At 49.5% G+C, this 17,265-nt stretch carries 13 protein-coding genes; 10 read left to right on the forward strand and 3 right to left on the reverse strand.

The features are described 5' to 3' along the window. Nucleotides 1-87 precede the first annotated feature (87 nt). A complete protein-coding gene (locus U9S71_RS17115) occupies nt 88-1,176 on the reverse strand; it encodes a LacI family DNA-binding transcriptional regulator (protein ID WP_326328875.1) in 1,089 nt (362 codons plus the stop codon). A 37-nt stretch (nt 1,177-1,213) separates the two neighbouring features. Here U9S71_RS17115 and U9S71_RS17120 point away from each other — a divergent pair, with 37 nt between their 5' ends. The 9 genes from U9S71_RS17120 (at nt 1,214) to U9S71_RS17160 (ending at nt 13,790) form a co-directional block, all read left to right on the forward strand. Beyond that, on the forward strand, nt 1,214-2,065 hold the full coding sequence (locus tag U9S71_RS17120) for a sugar phosphate isomerase/epimerase family protein (protein ID WP_326328876.1): 852 nt from the start codon (nt 1,214-1,216) through the stop codon (nt 2,063-2,065). A 46-nt stretch (nt 2,066-2,111) separates the two neighbouring features. Then, nucleotides 2,112-3,536, forward strand: a complete 1,425-nt coding sequence (locus U9S71_RS17125; RefSeq protein WP_326328877.1) for a Gfo/Idh/MocA family oxidoreductase — start codon at nt 2,112-2,114, stop codon at nt 3,534-3,536. Between the two features lie 81 nt (nt 3,537-3,617). Continuing rightward, nucleotides 3,618-4,412: a PorV/PorQ family protein gene (locus U9S71_RS17130; protein ID WP_326328879.1), complete on the forward strand. Its 795-nt coding sequence runs from the start codon at nt 3,618-3,620 to the stop codon at nt 4,410-4,412. Further along, nucleotides 4,402-6,447 (forward strand): ComEA family DNA-binding protein, encoded by a 2,046-nt coding sequence (locus U9S71_RS17135; RefSeq protein ID WP_326328880.1) that lies wholly within the window; start codon nt 4,402-4,404, stop codon nt 6,445-6,447. Before U9S71_RS17130 ends, U9S71_RS17135 begins: the two co-directional genes overlap by 11 nt. Beyond that, entirely contained in the window at nt 6,435-8,582 is a 2,148-nt protein-coding gene (locus tag U9S71_RS17140) for a ComEC/Rec2 family competence protein (protein ID WP_326328881.1), read from the forward strand. Before U9S71_RS17135 ends, U9S71_RS17140 begins: the two co-directional genes overlap by 13 nt. Further along, a complete protein-coding gene (locus U9S71_RS17145) occupies nt 8,579-10,465 on the forward strand; it encodes a RecQ family ATP-dependent DNA helicase (RefSeq protein WP_326328882.1) in 1,887 nt (628 codons plus the stop codon). The genes U9S71_RS17140 and U9S71_RS17145 overlap by 4 nt, the downstream gene beginning before the upstream one ends. A gap of 61 nt (nt 10,466-10,526) precedes the next feature. Continuing rightward, on the forward strand, nt 10,527-11,012 hold the full coding sequence (locus U9S71_RS17150) for an Xre family toxin-antitoxin system antitoxin (protein ID WP_326328883.1): 486 nt from the start codon (nt 10,527-10,529) through the stop codon (nt 11,010-11,012). 1 nt (nt 11,013) lies between these two features. Next, on the forward strand, nt 11,014-11,475 hold the full coding sequence (locus U9S71_RS17155) for an RES family NAD+ phosphorylase (protein ID WP_326328884.1): 462 nt from the start codon (nt 11,014-11,016) through the stop codon (nt 11,473-11,475). 95 nt (nt 11,476-11,570) lie between these two features. After that, nucleotides 11,571-13,790: an NADP-dependent isocitrate dehydrogenase gene (locus tag U9S71_RS17160; protein WP_326328886.1), complete on the forward strand. Its 2,220-nt coding sequence runs from the start codon at nt 11,571-11,573 to the stop codon at nt 13,788-13,790. 10 nt (nt 13,791-13,800) lie between these two features. Here U9S71_RS17160 and U9S71_RS17165 read toward each other — a convergent pair whose 3' ends face one another. Next, nucleotides 13,801-13,923, reverse strand: a complete 123-nt coding sequence (locus U9S71_RS17165) for an SRPBCC family protein (RefSeq protein WP_326328887.1) — start codon at nt 13,921-13,923, stop codon at nt 13,801-13,803. Between the two features lie 195 nt (nt 13,924-14,118). Further along, the gene (gene rpsA, locus U9S71_RS17170) at nt 14,119-16,062 is read right to left on the reverse strand and encodes a 30S ribosomal protein S1 (protein WP_326328888.1); all 1,944 of its coding nucleotides are present in this window, start codon (nt 16,060-16,062) and stop codon (nt 14,119-14,121) included. Nucleotides 16,063-16,329: 267 nt separating this feature from the next. On the opposite strand from rpsA, the gene U9S71_RS17175 reads away from it, so the two are divergent. Then, nucleotides 16,330-17,256: an OmpA family protein gene (locus U9S71_RS17175; protein WP_326328889.1), complete on the forward strand. Its 927-nt coding sequence runs from the start codon at nt 16,330-16,332 to the stop codon at nt 17,254-17,256. Nucleotides 17,257-17,265: the final 9 nt, after the last annotated feature.

The raw sequence follows: 17,265 nt of genomic DNA on the forward strand, positions 1-17,265 counted from the left end.
AAAACCTAAAACCCGACTTTTCTGTCGCCTTTCCAATCGGTCGGTCAAAGTTTTATAATCGCTAAGGCATTTTGGAGTCGGCTTTCGCTACCTTTGTTTCTGACTGGAGAAGACCTGTAATTCACAAGATGTTTTGACAAGTTGGGGCTGATATGCCGCTTGTGGGTGATTAACCAGATCCAGTAATAATGAACCGGCTTTTTGTCCGATTTCATAAGGTTGTTCTTTGAGTGAAGCTAGGGGGGGGCGTTCGAGGTATTGGATAACGGGATTGGCGCCGTAACCAATCAATTCGATGGAGTCGGCCTTCGTCGCGAAATCCTGCCGCAGGCAGCTCAGCGCGTCGAGCAACACCTGATCTTTGAAAGCGAGGATTGCTGTGGGAGGCTTGTCAAGCTGCATTAAGCGGCGCGTAGCGAGCACGTTATTTGCTTGGGTAAAATCACTTTCCTGTACGAGCGATTTATCAAAAGGGATTTGGTGCTGAATCAGGCCATCGCGATACCCTAGAAAACGATCCCGACTGGTGGTCCAATATGAGGAAGCGTTGATGAAACCAATTCGTCGGTGACCGCGCGATGCAAAGTACGCTATTGCATCGATAGCACCGGTATATACATCACTGCATACGCAATGGTGCTCTTCGTTGATGGGCTTACGCATGAAATACACGATTGGTGTACCCGAGTTCACGAATTCATTGATATGGGTGGTGTCTACGGTCTCGCGTGATATAGCGATGATCAAACCATCTACCCGGTTGCTTTGCATGGTGATGAGAAGCTCCTTCTCTCGCTGGATGCTCTCATGGCTTTGGCCAATAAGCACATTATAGCCATGGTCGTATGCAAATTTTTCGAATCCTTCCACGGCAGCCACGTAAAAATGGTCGAGCATGCTTGGTATGAGGATACCAAGCGTAAATGATTTCTGCTGCTTGAAACGGATAGCGCTCTGGTTTGGAACGAAGTGCAGTTGCTTTGCAAGCTTTTTGACGCGCTCTTTGGTGGTTATCCCGATGTTAGGATGGTCCCGCAACGCTTTAGACACGGTCGATGGCGAAAGATTCAATGCCGATGCAATATCTTTTAATGTAGCGCGCTTGTGGTCCATCGGGCTAATATAACTAAAAAGCTGGAGTAAGAGGGTACGGGAACGATACGGAATGAACATCATAAGATTTACTATTTAAATTAATGGAAACAAGAAGATAATGGAAACAAGAAGAACATTTATTCAAAAAGGCCTTTTAGGCGTGTCTGCGGCCACGGTGATGGGTACGTCCGCTGTACAGGCGTCTTCCGGCAGCACTTCCGGTGCCATTGCAGCGGATGGGTTTGCACTCGGAATTGCTGGCTACAGTTTTGCACATTTTGATATAGACGCGTCGTTGGCGATGATGAAGCGTATGGATGTAAATTTCCTATGTATCAAAGATTTTCACCTTCCTTTGGCTAGTACAGGTGCTGAAATAGCCGCCTTTCATGAAAAGCTCGCGGCATCTGGTGTAACGGGTTACGCCGTGGGGCCACTATACATGACTAAAACCAAAAGCGAGATCGATAATGCGTTCGAGTATGCCAAACGGGTAGGTGTGAAATTAATGGTCGGTATTCCAAAAAAAGAAGATTTAGCGTATATTTCCGGGAAGACCGCCGAATATGATATTCGGTATGCCATTCATAATCACGGACCGGAGGATAAATTGTATCCCAATGCTACGAGTGTCTTTGAACTGGTGAAAGATTTGGATCCCCGAATGGGATTATGTTTCGACATGGGGCATAACATGCGCGATGGCCAGGACCCCATCCGCGATGTCAAACGATACCATAAGCGTATATTCGATATCCATTTCAAGAATGTAACGGCGGCGAACAAAGACGGAAAGACCTGTGAGTTGGGGAGGGGGGTGATCGACATCCCGGCATTCATCAACGCTTTACGTAAAGTGCGGTATGAAGGGAAATGCAGTCTGGAGTTCGAGAAAGACATGAAAGACCCACTGGCAGGATTAGCAGAAAGCGTCGGTTATTTCAAAGGGGTATCGGATGCTTCTTCCTAGTGGAAAAACGTTGTAATTAATTAGTTCCATCAATAAATCAGTATAAATGAATAAATATGAATATTCGAGGAGGGCATTCCTCAAACAGGCAATGCTAGCGTCTGCGGCGGCTACTGTTGCGCCTAGCTTACTGACGGCAAAGCCCAAGTTGGCTACTCCTAACGAACGCGTCAACTTGGCGTGCATCGGTATTGGTAATCGGGGCGCACAGATCATCGGCGATTTATACGCGACAGGGTTGGCAAATATCGTTGCATTGTGCGACGTAGATATGGGCGCGCCGCATACCGTGAAGATACTGGAGAAATTCCCCGATGTACCGCGTTTTCAGGATTTCCGTCAGATGTTCGATAAAATGGGCAATGAAATCGATGCCGTATCCATCGGAGTGCCTGACCATTCGCACTTTCCGATCACCATGCACGCCATGGGGTTGGGCAAACACGTATATGTCGAGAAACCCCTTGCCCGCACATTCCAGGAGTGTGAGTTGCTGATGCAGGCGGCACGCAAATACAACAAGGTGGTTACCCAGATGGGAAACCAGGGTCATTCGGAAGCGAACTATTTCCAATTCAAGGCATGGGTGGATGCTGGGATCATCAAAGATGTGACAGCCATGACCGCTCATATGAACTCACCGCGCCGCTGGCATGGGTGGGATCCGAATATCAAATCGTTTCCGCCAGCAGAACAGATCCCCGATTCGATAGACTGGGATCTTTGGCACTCGGCCATTGCGAAGCAGCACGACTATAACCACGATTACATCAATGGGCAGTGGCGCTGCTGGTATGATTTCGGTATGGGGGCGTTGGGCGATTGGGGTGCGCACATCATGGATACTGCCCATGAGTTCCTGGATCTCGGCTTGCCTTACGAGGTGGAATGCACGAAAGCTACCGGCCATAACGACTTTTTCTTCCCGATGTCATCCACCATCGTGTTCCGGTTCCCCAAACGCAAGCGGATGCCGGCGCTCGATATTACCTGGTACGACGGGCTCGACAACCTGCCGCCTATCCCTGAAGGGTACGGCGTATCGGGGTTGGACCCCAATATCCCGCCGCCAAGCACGGGCGATATTGAGCCCGTGAAGTTGAATCCGGGTAAGATCATTTACAGCAAGGAGCTCACATTTAAGGGAGGTTCCCACGGTAGCACACTTTCCATCATACCCGAAGAGAAAGCGCTGGATATGGCATCGCGCCTGCCGGAAGTGCCGGTGAGCCCGTCCAACCACTTTGCCAATTTCCTGAAGGCATGCAAAGGTGAGGAAAAGACGCGGTCGCGGTTTGAGATCTCAGCACCTTTGAGCCAAGTGTTCTCGCTGGGTGTCATGTCTCAGAAACTCCATACGAAATTGGAGTTTGACCGGAAGAAGAAGCAGATAACGAACAATAGCCTAGCCAACGAGTTGTTGGTTGGTCCGCCACCGCGTAAGGGGTGGGAACAATATTACCAGGTTTAATTTTTTGTTGAATTGATAATTGGGAACTAGTTGTTAATCATTTGTTTCCAATTATCAATTTTTCATAGTATCTTCACCTCCATGCTTGGAAGGTGCATATTACTCCTCCTGATCTCCTATGAAAGCTTCGCCCAAACCTATGTCGGTCCAAGCCAGCAAGCCATGGGCCAAGCGAGCACAGCCCTTGAGGGGATATACAGCATAACAGCGAATCCGGCAGGTTTGGCGGGACTCGAGTACATGGCCTTGAACGTTGGCTACCAACATCATTTTTTCGCGACCGATATCACCACCCAAGCGGCCGTATTCGGTGTTCCCACAAGGCTGGGTACCTGGGGTTTGGTGGTGCGTCGATACGGAATGGAGGGTGCATACCATGACACCAAAGCGGGGTTCGCCTTTGCACGCCGATTTGGTCCGCATCTATCGGCGGGAATGACGGCCAGTTACCATCAACTATATATCCCAAATTATTTGAGTGTTAACTCATTTGCTGTCGATATGGGTATTCAATACCATTTCGAACAGGGAAGTACGATTGGTGCCCAGTACACGAATATTGGCAATGCCGGGTATGGCGCAGCGGTTTACGGTACCATCCCATCCTTCGTGAAGATCGGGTTCAGTTACCCGCTGGCAATGGTTACGCTAGCCGTTGACTTGGCCTATCGGTTTGAGAATCGGTTAAGTGGCCACTTGGGGATTGCGTATTGGATTGGCGATATTTTGTGTTTACGTGGCGGGTTGTCCGTTAACCCCATGCAGCAACACGCCGGTTTCGGTTTCCGTTGGCAGCACTTTATGTTTGATGTAGCTGCGACGTTCCACCCACATTTGGGTGTGTCGCCACAAATCGGTGTTGGGTATGCGTTTTAGTCTATGCCTCGTCTTGGTGGTTTTGCTGTCCTCGGATTATGCTTACGGGCAAAACAACGTAGACCGGTTAATCGAGCAGCTCACTGAATTGGCCATGGAAGACCTTGACGAAAATTTCGACTTGTCGGACCTCGCTGACCGTTTATATTACTACCAGCGACATCCTATCGACTTAAACCGTACCGATGGCAGCGAATTAAGGGAACTCCAATTTGTGCCCCAATTATTCATTGATAATTTATTGGAACACCGCAGCCGTTCGGGAGCATTTGTTGCTATCGAAGAGCTGCAGGCGATTGATGGATTGAATATCGAATTGCTCCGTTCGCTATTGCCTTATGTAACGGTGAGAGAAACCTCTGCATTGTCTGGTGTCGGTGTGAGCGAATTACTGAAGGCCGGGACGCACGATTTGATGGTACGGTATGGCCGGACGGTACAGCAACGAAAGGGCTACGCGATTACGGATACCAGTCGTTCACGATATCTCGGTAGCCCGGATCAGGTGTTCGTGCGGTATCGTTACCGTTATGGCAACGACCTGCGGGTGGCGTTGAATATGAAGAAAGATGCGGGCGAGTCGTTTTTCAGTGGCGCCCAGCAGCGTGGTTTTGACTTTTACTCCGGGAGTGTTCATTTACGAAATCAAGGCAGGTTGAGGGATGTTGTGGTGGGCGATTATGCGCTTCAATTCGGGCAAGGCTTGGCGATGTGGAATGGCCTTGGGTTTGGTAAGGGTGCCATGGTGCAGGGCATCGCCAAACAAGCTACAGGATTACGGCCATATACGTCATCCAATGAGGTGTTGTTTTTACGGGGTGGGGCGGCTACGGTGTCGCTCGGAAAGTTAGCAGTTACGCCTTTTTTTTCGAGGCGTGGTTTTGACGGATCCCTTTCGCAGGCTGATGATGGCCGAACGACGGTGGGCACCCTGGGTCAAACCGGTTTGCACCGTACCCGTACCGAGGTTGCTAACCGCGATGCTGTTCAGCAGTGGGTGTCGGGGGCCAACGTATTGTATCAGCACAGACGGTTCCGCGCAGGGTTATTAACCTACTACACCCGGTTCGATCTGCCAATCGAACCGCAGCCACTGCTTCGTAACCGATATGCGTTTAGCGGCGACGCCCTTTGGAACAGCAGCTTCTATTACAGCCATTCGTGGCGGGGAGTTTACCTTTTCGGTGAGGCCGCACATAATTATGGTGGTGGTTTTGCAGTTATGCAAGGGCTGATTGCCACGTTGCACCACCATCTGTCTTTGGCCTTGCATTACCGCAACTACCAGCGCAATTACCATTCGTTTTTTAGCCAGGGACTCGCGGCCGGCAGCGGCGTGTCCAACGAGCGCGGTTTTTATACCGGTTTGGTGTATCATCCGAGCCGGAAAGTGGAATGGACGGTGTATGCTGATTTTTTCCGCTTCCCTTGGTTGCGCTACCGCGTGGATGTACCGTCGCGTGGCGTAGATTTACTTACGCAATTTACCTATACTTGGTATAAGAAGGCACATGTATCCGTGCGCTATCGGTATCGGCAGCGCCAAGAGAATGCTGCTATGGAGCAACCCCATCGGTTCGTTGCGGATGTGCAGCGCCAACAAGTACGCTTGAGCGGACAGTATAAACTGAGTTCCCGCTGGACGATGCGCAATCGCTTTGAGCTTTCTCATTACCGAAAGGAGGCAGCGAAAGCAGAATTGGGGCTCATGGCCTATCATGATGTTATTTACAAACCTCTTAATGGTAAGTTGAGCGGCAATATGCGGCTGGCTGTATTCGGTATTCCGAGTTATAATGCACGTATGTACGCTTATGAGAATGACGTGTTATACGGGTATTCGTTTCCCGTATACCATAACAATGGCATCCGAGCCTATGTGAACGCACGATACCGTATCGGTCGGAATATAGATCTTTGGATGAGGTATGCCTCATTTATTTATCGGGATCTCGATGAGGTAGGCAGCGGTTTGGATGTTATTGCCGGTAATCGGCGGTCGGATATAAAAGTGCAGTTGAGATGGCAATTTTAGCGGAATCGGACGCATATAATGGACAGATTCACCATGGTGGCCATGCACCTTTCGTACGTTTCTTAATTGCGCTGACAGTTGGCATCGGAATAGGGTGCGCCATGGTGCCGACCTGGCCACTCTATCTTGCCGCTTGGGGTGCGCTGGTAATTGTCGTAAGTGTTTTTATAACCATCCGGTGTATTACGCGGTTGCGCCAACACCGTTATTATAATACCTTGGGCGTGCTCGTTCTTCTCGCATGGAGTATAATAGGCTGTCTGTTGACTTGGCAAACGGATCCGGCGATTAACCGGACACATTTCAGTCGTGTCGAATCCAAGGCCTTGGTGGGCTTAGTGGCCGACGAACCCGTTTTACGAGGAAACCATATCCGGTTCCCCCTTGCTATCACACATGCATACGGAGATACCGGGGCTCAAAACGTTACGGGTACGCTGATGCTCACTGTCCGGGTAAGTGATAGTTTGGTTCCAGAACAATTGAGTTACGGCGACGAACTCTTGATCCCATCGGGCTATGAAACGGTAGCGCCGCCATACAATCCTGGTGAACTGGATTATCGGAGTTACCTTGCCGGTAAGAATATCTGGCATCAAGACTACCTGGGATCCCACGAATTGAAGAAGTTGGGTGGCGGAAAGGGGAGCCCATTTATTACCTATGCGTTGGCCATACGCCAGCGGATGGTGGCGAAGTTTGCTGAGTACATCCCCGATCGTGATGCTTATTCCGTGGCTTCCGCCTTGATTTTAGGCTACCGCGCGGAGATGAGCGATCGGTTGGTGCAGGCTTTTTCCAATACGGGCACCATTCATGTACTAAGTGTGTCGGGCATGCACGTGGTTCTCGTGTTCTGGTTGCTGGCTAAATTACTGTGGTGGATGGACCGAAGCAAGGGATTGCGGGTTGCTAAGTTTATGATCCTGTTGCTTGCGGTATGGGGATACGCCTTGTTGACGGGGTTTTCACCACCGGTATTGCGGGCATCCATTATGGTGAGCTTTGTGATGGCCGCCACGATATTTGGGCAGCAGAACCGGATTTACAACAGCATTGCAGCCTCCGCGTTTTTCCTTCTGTTATATGAACCAAAATTCATCGTCGATATCGGGTTTCAACTTTCCTATTTGGCTGTGTTGGGTATTGTTTACCTCCATCCCGTTATGCGAGCCTTTTTTCCCACCAGCAATCGGTTGGTGAGGCCCGTTACCGACTATATCGGGATGTCGATCGGAGCTCAGGCCGGAGCAGGGCCGCTGGCGGCTTACTACTTCCATCAATTTCCGCTGTATTTCCTTCCCGCCAACTTGTTTGTTGTATTACCAACCAGCGCCATTATGTATGTCGGATTCGCGTTGTTAATTCTGCCGGCAGGCAATTTGGCACGGTGGACTGGAGCCGTGTTAGAAAAGCTTATTTTGGCAACCAATACCACATTAGGGTGGATTGAGCAATGGCCGATGGCCAGCATTCGTGGCATCTGGACAACCTGGTGGGAGTCTCTTTTGGTTTACATGCTGATTACGGTGGTGGCAATGGCAATTATGGTGCGGCGTAAGCAGTGGGTGTATGGTGCATTGGTATGCGTCGCCTTTTTGGTATGCACCTCATTTTTCGCTGCATTAAGTAATACCGGTCCACAAGTCATCGTATTCAATGTGCGCCGGAACTTGGCCATTGGCCTTGTTGATCGGGGAGAAGCCTGGCTGTATACCAATCTTTCGTCCATTGATGACCGTTCGATAGGTTACTCCGTTTTGCCGGCTCTGGAGGCCCATGCATCCGTAGACGATATCCATTTTATGGTACGAGATAGCAGTTACCGTGATCAGCAGGTGTATGCGAAAGGAGATGTTTTGCAATTTGGGGATACCCGGTTCATGGTGTACGATGGAACCAACACCTACGGGGGGCATATGGAGGTCGATGTCGTTATTTTACGTAACAATCCGGAGGGGTCGTTGGCAACATTGCTGGAAGCCGTTGATTGCAAACAACTGCTGCTGGATGGGTCTAATTACCATTCGACCATCGACCGATGGAAAGCGGAAGCCAACGCAGTAGCACTGCCGGTTTATGTGTTGAAAGACAATTTTGCGTATGTTTGGCCATTGGAATCCCGAGTGCCATGAACAGTGTAGACATCCTTCGAAAATACTGGAAGCACGAGTCGTTTCGGCCGCTGCAGGAAGAAGTCATCCAGTCGGTGCTGGCTGGACGGGATACGCTTGCGCTGATGCCTACCGGGGGAGGCAAGTCGGTATGCTTCCAGGTGCCTGCGTTGATGATGGATGGTATATGTATCGTGGTAACTCCGCTCATCGCGTTGATGAAAGACCAAGTCGAAAACCTGCAAGCCAAAGGGATTAAAGCTGTAGCCATTTTCTCGGGCATGACTAAGCGCGAGGTGGATATCGCCCTTGATAATTGCATTTATGGTCCTATCAAGTTTCTTTATCTCTCACCTGAACGGCTAGGTAGCGATTTGGTGCAAGAACGCATACGCCACATGACGGTCAACCTCCTTACCGTAGACGAAGCCCATTGTATCTCCCAGTGGGGCTATGATTTCCGGCCATCTTACCTTCATATTGCTGCGTTACGATCGTTGCAACCCGGCGTGCCTTTTCTTGCGCTCACCGCCACGGCCACGGCACGGGTGGTTGACGATATCCAAACACAGCTGCGATTTGCTGAAAACCGGGTGCTGCGCAAGAGTTTTGTGCGCGAAAACCTGGCCTACATGGCTTTTGATGAAGAAGATAAGCAGGGACGTATGCTGCGTATCATCCGCAAGTTGCAGGGGAGCGGCATCGTATATGTGCGTAACCGGCGGGAGACGCAGGAAACAGCACGTATCTTGCTGAACGAGGGCATTTCGGCGGACTTCTACCATGCTGGTTTGGATACACCCGAACGGACCCGCAAGCAGGGAGCCTGGAAGGCCGGCAACATCAGGGTGATTGTTGCGACCAATGCTTTTGGGATGGGCATAGATAAACCGGATGTGCGATTTGTCATCCACCTCGATATTCCCGATTCACTCGAAGCTTACTACCAGGAAGCCGGCCGGGCCGGACGCGATGGTAAAAAAGCCTATGCGGTGCTGCTTTACCATCAAAGTGACCGTAACCAGTTGTTGAAAAACCATACACTGAGCTTTCCGTCTGTCGACTACATCAAGCAGGTTTATCAGTACTTAGGCAACTATTATCAATTAGCCTATGGGGCGGGAGAGGGGGTAACACTGGATTTTGATATAGGCGATTTTTGCAGTCGTTATAAACTGGATGTAGTGATGACGCTCAATGCCTTGAAGTTCATCGAGCGCGACGGATGGATCAATGTGACCGAATCGGTGTACATCCCTTCGCGGGTGAAGTTCGAGGCGGACCAACAGTACCTGTATAAATTCCAAGTGGGAAATGTTGCCTACGATGGACTGATAAAAACTATCCTTCGCAGCCATGGCGGTGCTTTTGATGATTTTGTTCACATCCGTGAGTACGAATTAGCGAAGCGGCTAGGAACGCAACGTGCCGCAATTGTCGATATGCTCGGGCATCTTCAGCAGATGGAAATCCTTTCTTACCTTCCCCAAACCGATAGTCCGAAATTGCAGTTTTTGCGACCTCGGATCGATAATAAGCGATTGCATATCGATAGCCAATATATCCGTGCGCGGAAAACGGTCAAGCAAGGCCAGTTGGACGCCGTTTTCGCCTACCTCGAGAGCACGGATTGCCGGAGCAGGCAACTCCTGGCGTATTTTGATGAAGACAACTCCACGCCCTGTGGTATCTGTGATCGTTGCCTGGTGCGGAATAAAGTAGAGAACGTGGAGGAGCGCCTTATGGCGGAGTTGGCCGAGTTGCTTTCGGATGGGCCCCTGGACATCGACCAGCTGGTGTTGGGGCTCCAAGCGGGCGACGAAGCAAGCCGTTTAGTATTTATCCGTAAACGACTGGACGAGGGGCGGCTAAAAGTGAATGGCGATAAATACTATTTAAAATGATTTGTGAAACCAAGAAAAAAGTCTTAAATTCGTGGACACATTTCCTGAAAGGAGAAGCAGAATGGCATACGAAAAGCAATTGGACCATGAAATTAGAAGTATCCTCAAAGAGTTTGATACCGATGGCTATCTTACATTAGGCCTCGGTTCCTTAACTTTTAATGGCCTTTTTACAGATCGGTTGATGATGACCACGGTGGTGCAAAGCGGTATATCCTATCGTTTTTTTGAAATGATACAGCGTATCACACCTTTTACCGAAAACGAATGGGCTGTTTTCCTTGAATTGTCTACGAAGACACTCACCCGTTATAAAATGGAGAACCGCTACTTCAAGACATTGCATTCCGAGAAAATCATGGAACTGGCAGAGGTAACCCGAGAGGGGTTAGAAATGTTCGGCGATGCCGAGCTATTCAAGCAGTGGCTTCATACCGCCAACTATGCACTCGGCAACAAAAAGCCTATGGAGCTCTTAAAAGATTCGTATGGCAAGGAACTCGTCTTGAAAGAGCTTACGCATATCAACCACGGTATTTTTGTATAGTATGGTTGTCTTCAGGCTGGTTCGTGAGCAGTTCGCTTCCCCTTTATCCGGAAAGGGCGCTGCGTTGCGCGGGGCACGATGGAATTCCGTCGGAGTAGAACTGATTTACACCGCGGGTAACCGGTCGTTGGCGATGGCGGAGGTAGCAGTTCATCTTACGCTGGCATCGTTGCCTTCTGATTACCTGATGATGTCAATATGGATTCCGGATGACGTGCAAATAACTAGTCTTTCCGTAAGTGACCTACCCAATAACTGGAATACATTCCCACATCCTCTTTTGACGCAACAGATCGGGGATGCGTTCGTGGCGAATGCCAAATGTGCTGTATTGAAAATTCCATCCGTAGTTACATACGGCGACTTTAATTACCTGATTAACCCGAAGCATCCGGACTTTTCCCGAATAAAAGTCGATTCGCTTGTGAAATTCCCTTTCGATAGGCGGCTTTTCGGAGCATGACACCCCAATAGGGATTGGTGTCCATCGATCGTCCATGAGGAACTTGCAAAATAGCGTATTTTTAGCTACTTTCGCGACTGAAATTCATTCAGATTATGTCAAAAAACACCACCATTTCTTATACTAGAACAGATGAGGCGCCCGCATTGGCTACCTTTTCTTTTTTACCGATTGTTAAAGCATTCACAAGTCCGGCCGGTATATCGGTCGAAGAAAAAGATATTTCATTGGCTGGACGGATTATTGCGAGTTTTCCGGAGCAACTTACGGCTGACCAAAAGGCGGCTGACGCGTTGGCCGAGCTAGGCCAGCTAGCCACTACACCAGAGGCCAACATCATCAAATTACCCAATATCTCAGCATCCATCCCGCAGCTGAAAGCCGCCATCGCCGAATTGCGGCGCAAGGGATACGCGGTACCCAATTATCCCGAGGAGCCGAAGAATGACGAAGAGAAAGCCATCAAAGCCCGCTATGCCAAAGTGCTGGGGTCTGCCGTAAACCCGGTACTGCGGGAAGGTAATTCTGACCGCCGGGCACCACGTGCCGTTAAAAATTACGCCAAGCAGCATCCGCACTCCATGGGGGCATGGGCAGCAGATTCTAAAACCGAGGTGGCCTCGATGCCATCCGACGATTTTTACGGGAATGAAAAGTCGGTAACCGTACCACAGGCAACCACGTTCAAGATTGAATTCGTGGACGAAGGCGGCACTAACACGGAGTTGAAAGCGCCGGCCCCATTACAGGCAGGCGAAGTGATCGACTCATCGCATATGGGTATTTCCGCACTGAAGAAATTCGTGGCGGAGCAGATCAATACAGCCAAAGAAACCGGTGTGCTGTTGTCGGCCCACTTGAAGGCAACCATGATGAAGGTTTCCGATCCGATTATCTTCGGTGCTCTTGTTGAGGTCTATTTCGAGGAAATATTTAATAAATATGCAGGTCTTTTCAAAGAACTCGGGGTGGATACCCGTAACGGTCTGGGCGATGTATATGCGAAAATTGCCGGGCATCCCCAGGAGGATGAGATAAAGGCAGCCATCGCTGGGGCTATCGATCACGGTCCAGACTTGGCCATGGTCAATTCCGACAAAGGAATCACTAACCTGCATGTCCCGTCAGACGTCATTGTTGATGCCTCCATGCCAGCCATGATCCGTAATTCCGGTCAGATGTGGGATAAGAACGGCGACGTTCGCGATACACTGGCACTGATACCCGACCGTTCGTACGCGGGGGTATATGCGGCTACGATTGCCGACTGTAAACAGCATGGGGCGTTTGACCCGGCTACGATGGGCTCGGTACCTAATGTGGGGCTCATGGCCCAGAAGGCCGAAGAATATGGCTCGCATGATAAAACCTTCCAGGCGACTTCAAAAGGAACGATCCAGGTGGTGGACGGTGATGAGAATGTGTTGATGGCGCAAGAGGTAGACGCGGGGGATATTTTCCGGATGTGCCAGACTAAGGATGCACCGATTCGAGATTGGGTGAAATTGGCCGTTAACCGCGCACGCCTTTCCGATACGCCTGCGGTCTTTTGGCTGGACGAGAATCGCGCCCACGACCGTCAACTCATTGAAAAAGTTAATACCTATCTTGCCGAGCACGATACGTCGGGCCTCGACATCCGTATCCTGAATCCAGTAGAAGCGACAAAGTTCTCGTTGGCGCGCATCCGCAGGGGCGAGGATACGATTTCGGTAACGGGTAACGTACTTCGGGACTACCTCACCGATCTGTTTCCTATTTTGGAGCTCGGTACCTCGGCGAAGATGCTTTCCATTGTTCCATTGATGAACGGCGGCGGGCTTTTTGAAACGGGAGCCGGTGGATCCGCACCTAAGCATGTGGACCAGTTCGTGAATGAAGGGTACCTGCGTTGGGATTCATTAGGTGAGTTTCTCGCGTTAGCCGTTTCCTTAGAGCACGTAAGCCAAACCCAGGGCAATGCCAAGGCGCTCGTATTAGCAGAAGCGTTAGACGCGGCCACCGAGAAGTTTTTGGAAACCGATAAATCACCGGCTCGGAAGGTTGGTCAAATCGATAACAGGGGCTCGCATTTTTACCTGGCGCTTTATTGGGCCGAGGCACTGTCCACTCAGTCCAAAGATAGCGAATTGGGCGCATTGTTTACGCCAGTAGCGGGTAAGCTACGTGCCAACGAAGCTAAAATCAATGATGAATTAATCGGCGCGCAAGGTAAGCCGCAGGATATCGATGGATACTATTGGCCCGATAAAGTGAAAGCGGAAGCCGCCATGCGGCCAAGTGAAACACTGAACCATATTATCGCATCGGTTTAACACTTCAATCTTACTGGCTTTCGAGGATGGTTTTCAGTCCCTGCAAACCTTCCTCGAAACTATCGCCCATATCGAAGAAGAGTGACATCAGATTGAGCGGGTACGGTGACTTTCCCGAAATTCCCCATTTCACAACGGTTTGGTTTCACCTTGCGCTTCGGTAAGCAGGTAGCATGATGCTTCCGATTCAAATGGTTCTTTGAAGCGAAGCTGCGTGTCCATCCTTTCGCCCTCCACAAGAAAAACACTTTTTATACGCAATAAAAAACGCTCCCTGAAATAATTTTTCAGGGAGCGTTAAGCTATGCGTCAACAACGGCTTATGCCGTTATTTTTTTGACTTGTTGGCACTCTCTTCGCCTTCCAACTGTTGTTTCAGCTGCGCAAGCACATCGAGGTCGCCCAGTGTGGATTTCTCTACGGATTCCTTCACTTTCTTCACGGCAGATGAAGCGGCTTTTGCTTCTTTCTTCCGATTATTGAAGTCTTCCATCCGTGCTTCTGCACGTTGGTCTTCCCAGATACGGGAATGTGAAATCACCACACGCTTGTTGTCTTTGTTGAATTCGATGATTTTGAAATCAGCAACTTCGTCAAGCTTCAATGGGTTTCCATCTTCTTTGATGCTGTGCTTGGCGGGAGAGAACCCTTCCACACCATAAGGCAGGGCTACGATGTTACCCTTTTCGCCCACCTTGATTACGGTTCCTTCGTGGATGGAATCGAGGGTGAAAATGGTTTCAAATGTATCCCATGGATTTTCTTCCAACTGTTTGTGGCCGAGGCTCAGCTTGCGGTTCTCTTCGTCGAGTTCGAGTACCACAACTTCCAATTCTTCACCAACTTTGGTGAATTCGTTGGGATGGTTGATTTTCTTTGACCATGAAAGGTCAGAGATATGGATCAATCCGTCGATACCTTCTTCGAGTTCAACAAACACGCCGAAGTTAGTCATGTTTTTCACCACGGCTTTTTGTTTCGAACCGATAGGGTAGCGCTCAGCAATATCTTTCCATGGATCTGGGGTCAATTGCTTAATGCCAAGGCTCATCTTGCGGTCCTCGCGGTCGAGTGTGAGGATTTGTGCTTCCACTTCGTCGCCTACTTTGAGGAACTCTTGCGGACTGCGGAGATTCTGTGACCACGACATTTCCGATACGTGGATAAGTCCTTCCACACCCGGGGTGATTTCGAGGAATGCACCGTAATCTGCAACGGTTACGATTCTACCTTTCACTTTGGATCCTACTTCAAACGCGGTATCCAACGATTCCCAAGGGTGCTCGGTAAGTTGTTTCAAGCCGAGGGCAATCCGTTTTTTCTCGTCGTCGAAATCGAGTACGACCACGTTGACGGTTTCGTCAAGCTGCAACACTTCCCGTGGGTGTTCGATACGACCCCAAGAGATGTCGGTAATGTGCAACAGGCCGTCCACACCGCCGAGATCGATGAATACACCGAAATCCGTAATGTTTTTGACCGTACCTTCCAATACCTGTCCCTTTTCGAGCTTGGAAACAATCTCGGTTTTTTGGTTTTCCAAGTCGTCCTCGATGAGTACTTTGTGAGACACGACAACGTTTTTGAATTCGTGGTTGATTTTGACCACCTTGAATTCCATGGTTTTGCCCACGTAGATGTCGTAATCACGTATGGGTTTAATGTCGATTTGCGAACCGGGTAAGAACGCTTCAACACCCTTGATGTCTACGATGAGACCGCCTTTGGTGCGGCTCTTCACGAAACCGTCGATGATGGTGTCGTTTTCCAGCGCTTCGTTGATTTCTTCCCACGATTTCTGTGTTTTCGCACGTTTGCGTGAAAGTACCAACTGGCCGTTAGCATCTTCCTGTGATTCGACGAAAACGTCGATCGCGTCACCAACCTTCAGGTCGGGAGTGTCACGGAATTCAGAAAGGGATACCAAGCCATCGGATTTGAAGCCGATATTGAGCACCACATCCTTGTTGTTGATGGATACAACGATGCCCGATACGATTTCGCCCCGGTTAATTGAATTGAAGGTTCCTGCATACTGTTCTTCCAACTTAGCACGTTCTTCGTCGCTGTAGTTGCCAAAACCTTTTTCGTCCTTGTCCCAATCAAAATCGTCATCGGGAGTTTCCCAGGCTGTCGATTTGATTTCGTCAATGAATTTCGAGTCGGCTTCCGATTCGATGTCCTCCTTTTCTTTCACCAAGGTCTCCTCAGTGTCTTGAAGTTCAGCTGTTTTAGCTGCCAGTTCCTTTTCTGCTTCTTGTTTTTTTGCCATTAATTCATATTTCTCCTTTTCCCCGATTTTTATCGGGACTGCAAAGGTATGAAAAACTTTTATTTATAGGGAGTTATTGTTTTATTTTTGTATTATTTAAGGCAGAGTTGATAACGCAGCGTCAACTTTCACAGCGTTGGGATTCCGACCCTTATACGAAAATGCTTTATAAGCTCAACAACACCATAAGGGACGAATCTTGTTTTTTGGCATTATGTTCGCATACATATAATTAGGAGTATTGAATAACGAAAGGAGAATAGGGTTATGAAACAATTATCAATATATGCGGTGTTGGCTTTGGTTTCCGCCGCATTGCTGTTGCCCAGCTGCGTTAGCAACAAGAAATACCGTTCGTTGCAAGCAAATTACGACGAAATGCAGCGCAAAGAACAGGAGCTGAGCAAGCGCTATCAGGACGCCCAACAGCAATTATCGTCCGTAAATACTCGGGCGAAAAGCCTGGAGGACCAAATCGCTTCCGAGCGTTCGAATGTGGCGGCACTGCAGGAAGCGCTTAATAAATGTCTTACCTCTTCCAATCAAGGAAATGTGAATATTTCCAAACTGGTCGATGAAATCAATGCATCTAACCGGTATATCCAGCATTTGGTGAATACCAAGAATAAGAGCGATTCGCTGAATCTGGTGCTTACCAACCGGTTGACGCGCTCACTGAGCCGCGAGGAGATGCAGGATGTAGACGTGCAGGTGCTGAAGGGGGTGGTGTATATCTCCTTATCGGACAACATGCTTTATAAGTCGGGAAGCTATGAAATATCCGACAAGGCAGGGGAGACGCTTAGTAAGATTGCGAAGATCATCATGGACTATGAAGACTACGACGTGCTTGTGGAGGGCAATACCGACAATGTGCCGATCTCGAAGCCAAATATTCGCAACAATTGGGATTTGAGCGCGTTGCGCGGTTCATCCGTTGTTCAGGCCTTACAAGAAGATTATGGAGTGGATCCCAAGCGCCTTACCGCAGCCGGGCGCGGCGAATACAATACCATTGCCAGTAATGCGACGGAAAGTGGCAAAACGCGCAACCGCCGTACGCAGATTATTATTACGCCCAAGCTCGACCAGTTCATGGAGCTGATTGACAAAGCGCCGGAAAGTGAGCCGGCGCCTGACATGGAGGGGGAGCCTGCGGACACCAGCATGGTATTGCCGATTGAACACCCCTAATCGGTTTAA

The sequence above is a fragment of the Parapedobacter flavus genome (assembly GCF_035818675.1).
GTDB lineage: Bacteria > Bacteroidota > Bacteroidia > Sphingobacteriales > Sphingobacteriaceae > Parapedobacter > Parapedobacter flavus.

Coding starts and splice junctions, on each gene's coding strand:
- U9S71_RS17130 (WP_326328879.1), top strand. CDS start 3,618: ATGCTTGGAAGGTGCATATTACTCCTCCTGATCTCCTATGAAAGCTTC.
- rpsA (WP_326328888.1), bottom strand. CDS start 16,062: ATGGCAAAAAAACAAGAAGCAGAAAAGGAACTGGCAGCTAAAACAGCT.
- U9S71_RS17150 (WP_326328883.1), top strand. CDS start 10,527: ATGGCATACGAAAAGCAATTGGACCATGAAATTAGAAGTATCCTCAAA.
- U9S71_RS17145 (WP_326328882.1), top strand. CDS start 8,579: ATGAACAGTGTAGACATCCTTCGAAAATACTGGAAGCACGAGTCGTTT.
- U9S71_RS17175 (WP_326328889.1), top strand. CDS start 16,330: ATGAAACAATTATCAATATATGCGGTGTTGGCTTTGGTTTCCGCCGCA.
- U9S71_RS17160 (WP_326328886.1), top strand. CDS start 11,571: ATGTCAAAAAACACCACCATTTCTTATACTAGAACAGATGAGGCGCCC.
- U9S71_RS17135 (WP_326328880.1), top strand. CDS start 4,402: ATGCGTTTTAGTCTATGCCTCGTCTTGGTGGTTTTGCTGTCCTCGGAT.
- U9S71_RS17155 (WP_326328884.1), top strand. CDS start 11,014: ATGGTTGTCTTCAGGCTGGTTCGTGAGCAGTTCGCTTCCCCTTTATCC.
- U9S71_RS17125 (WP_326328877.1), top strand. CDS start 2,112: ATGAATAAATATGAATATTCGAGGAGGGCATTCCTCAAACAGGCAATG.
- U9S71_RS17120 (WP_326328876.1), top strand. CDS start 1,214: ATGGAAACAAGAAGAACATTTATTCAAAAAGGCCTTTTAGGCGTGTCT.
- U9S71_RS17140 (WP_326328881.1), top strand. CDS start 6,435: ATGGCAATTTTAGCGGAATCGGACGCATATAATGGACAGATTCACCAT.
- U9S71_RS17115 (WP_326328875.1), bottom strand. CDS start 1,176: ATGATGTTCATTCCGTATCGTTCCCGTACCCTCTTACTCCAGCTTTTT.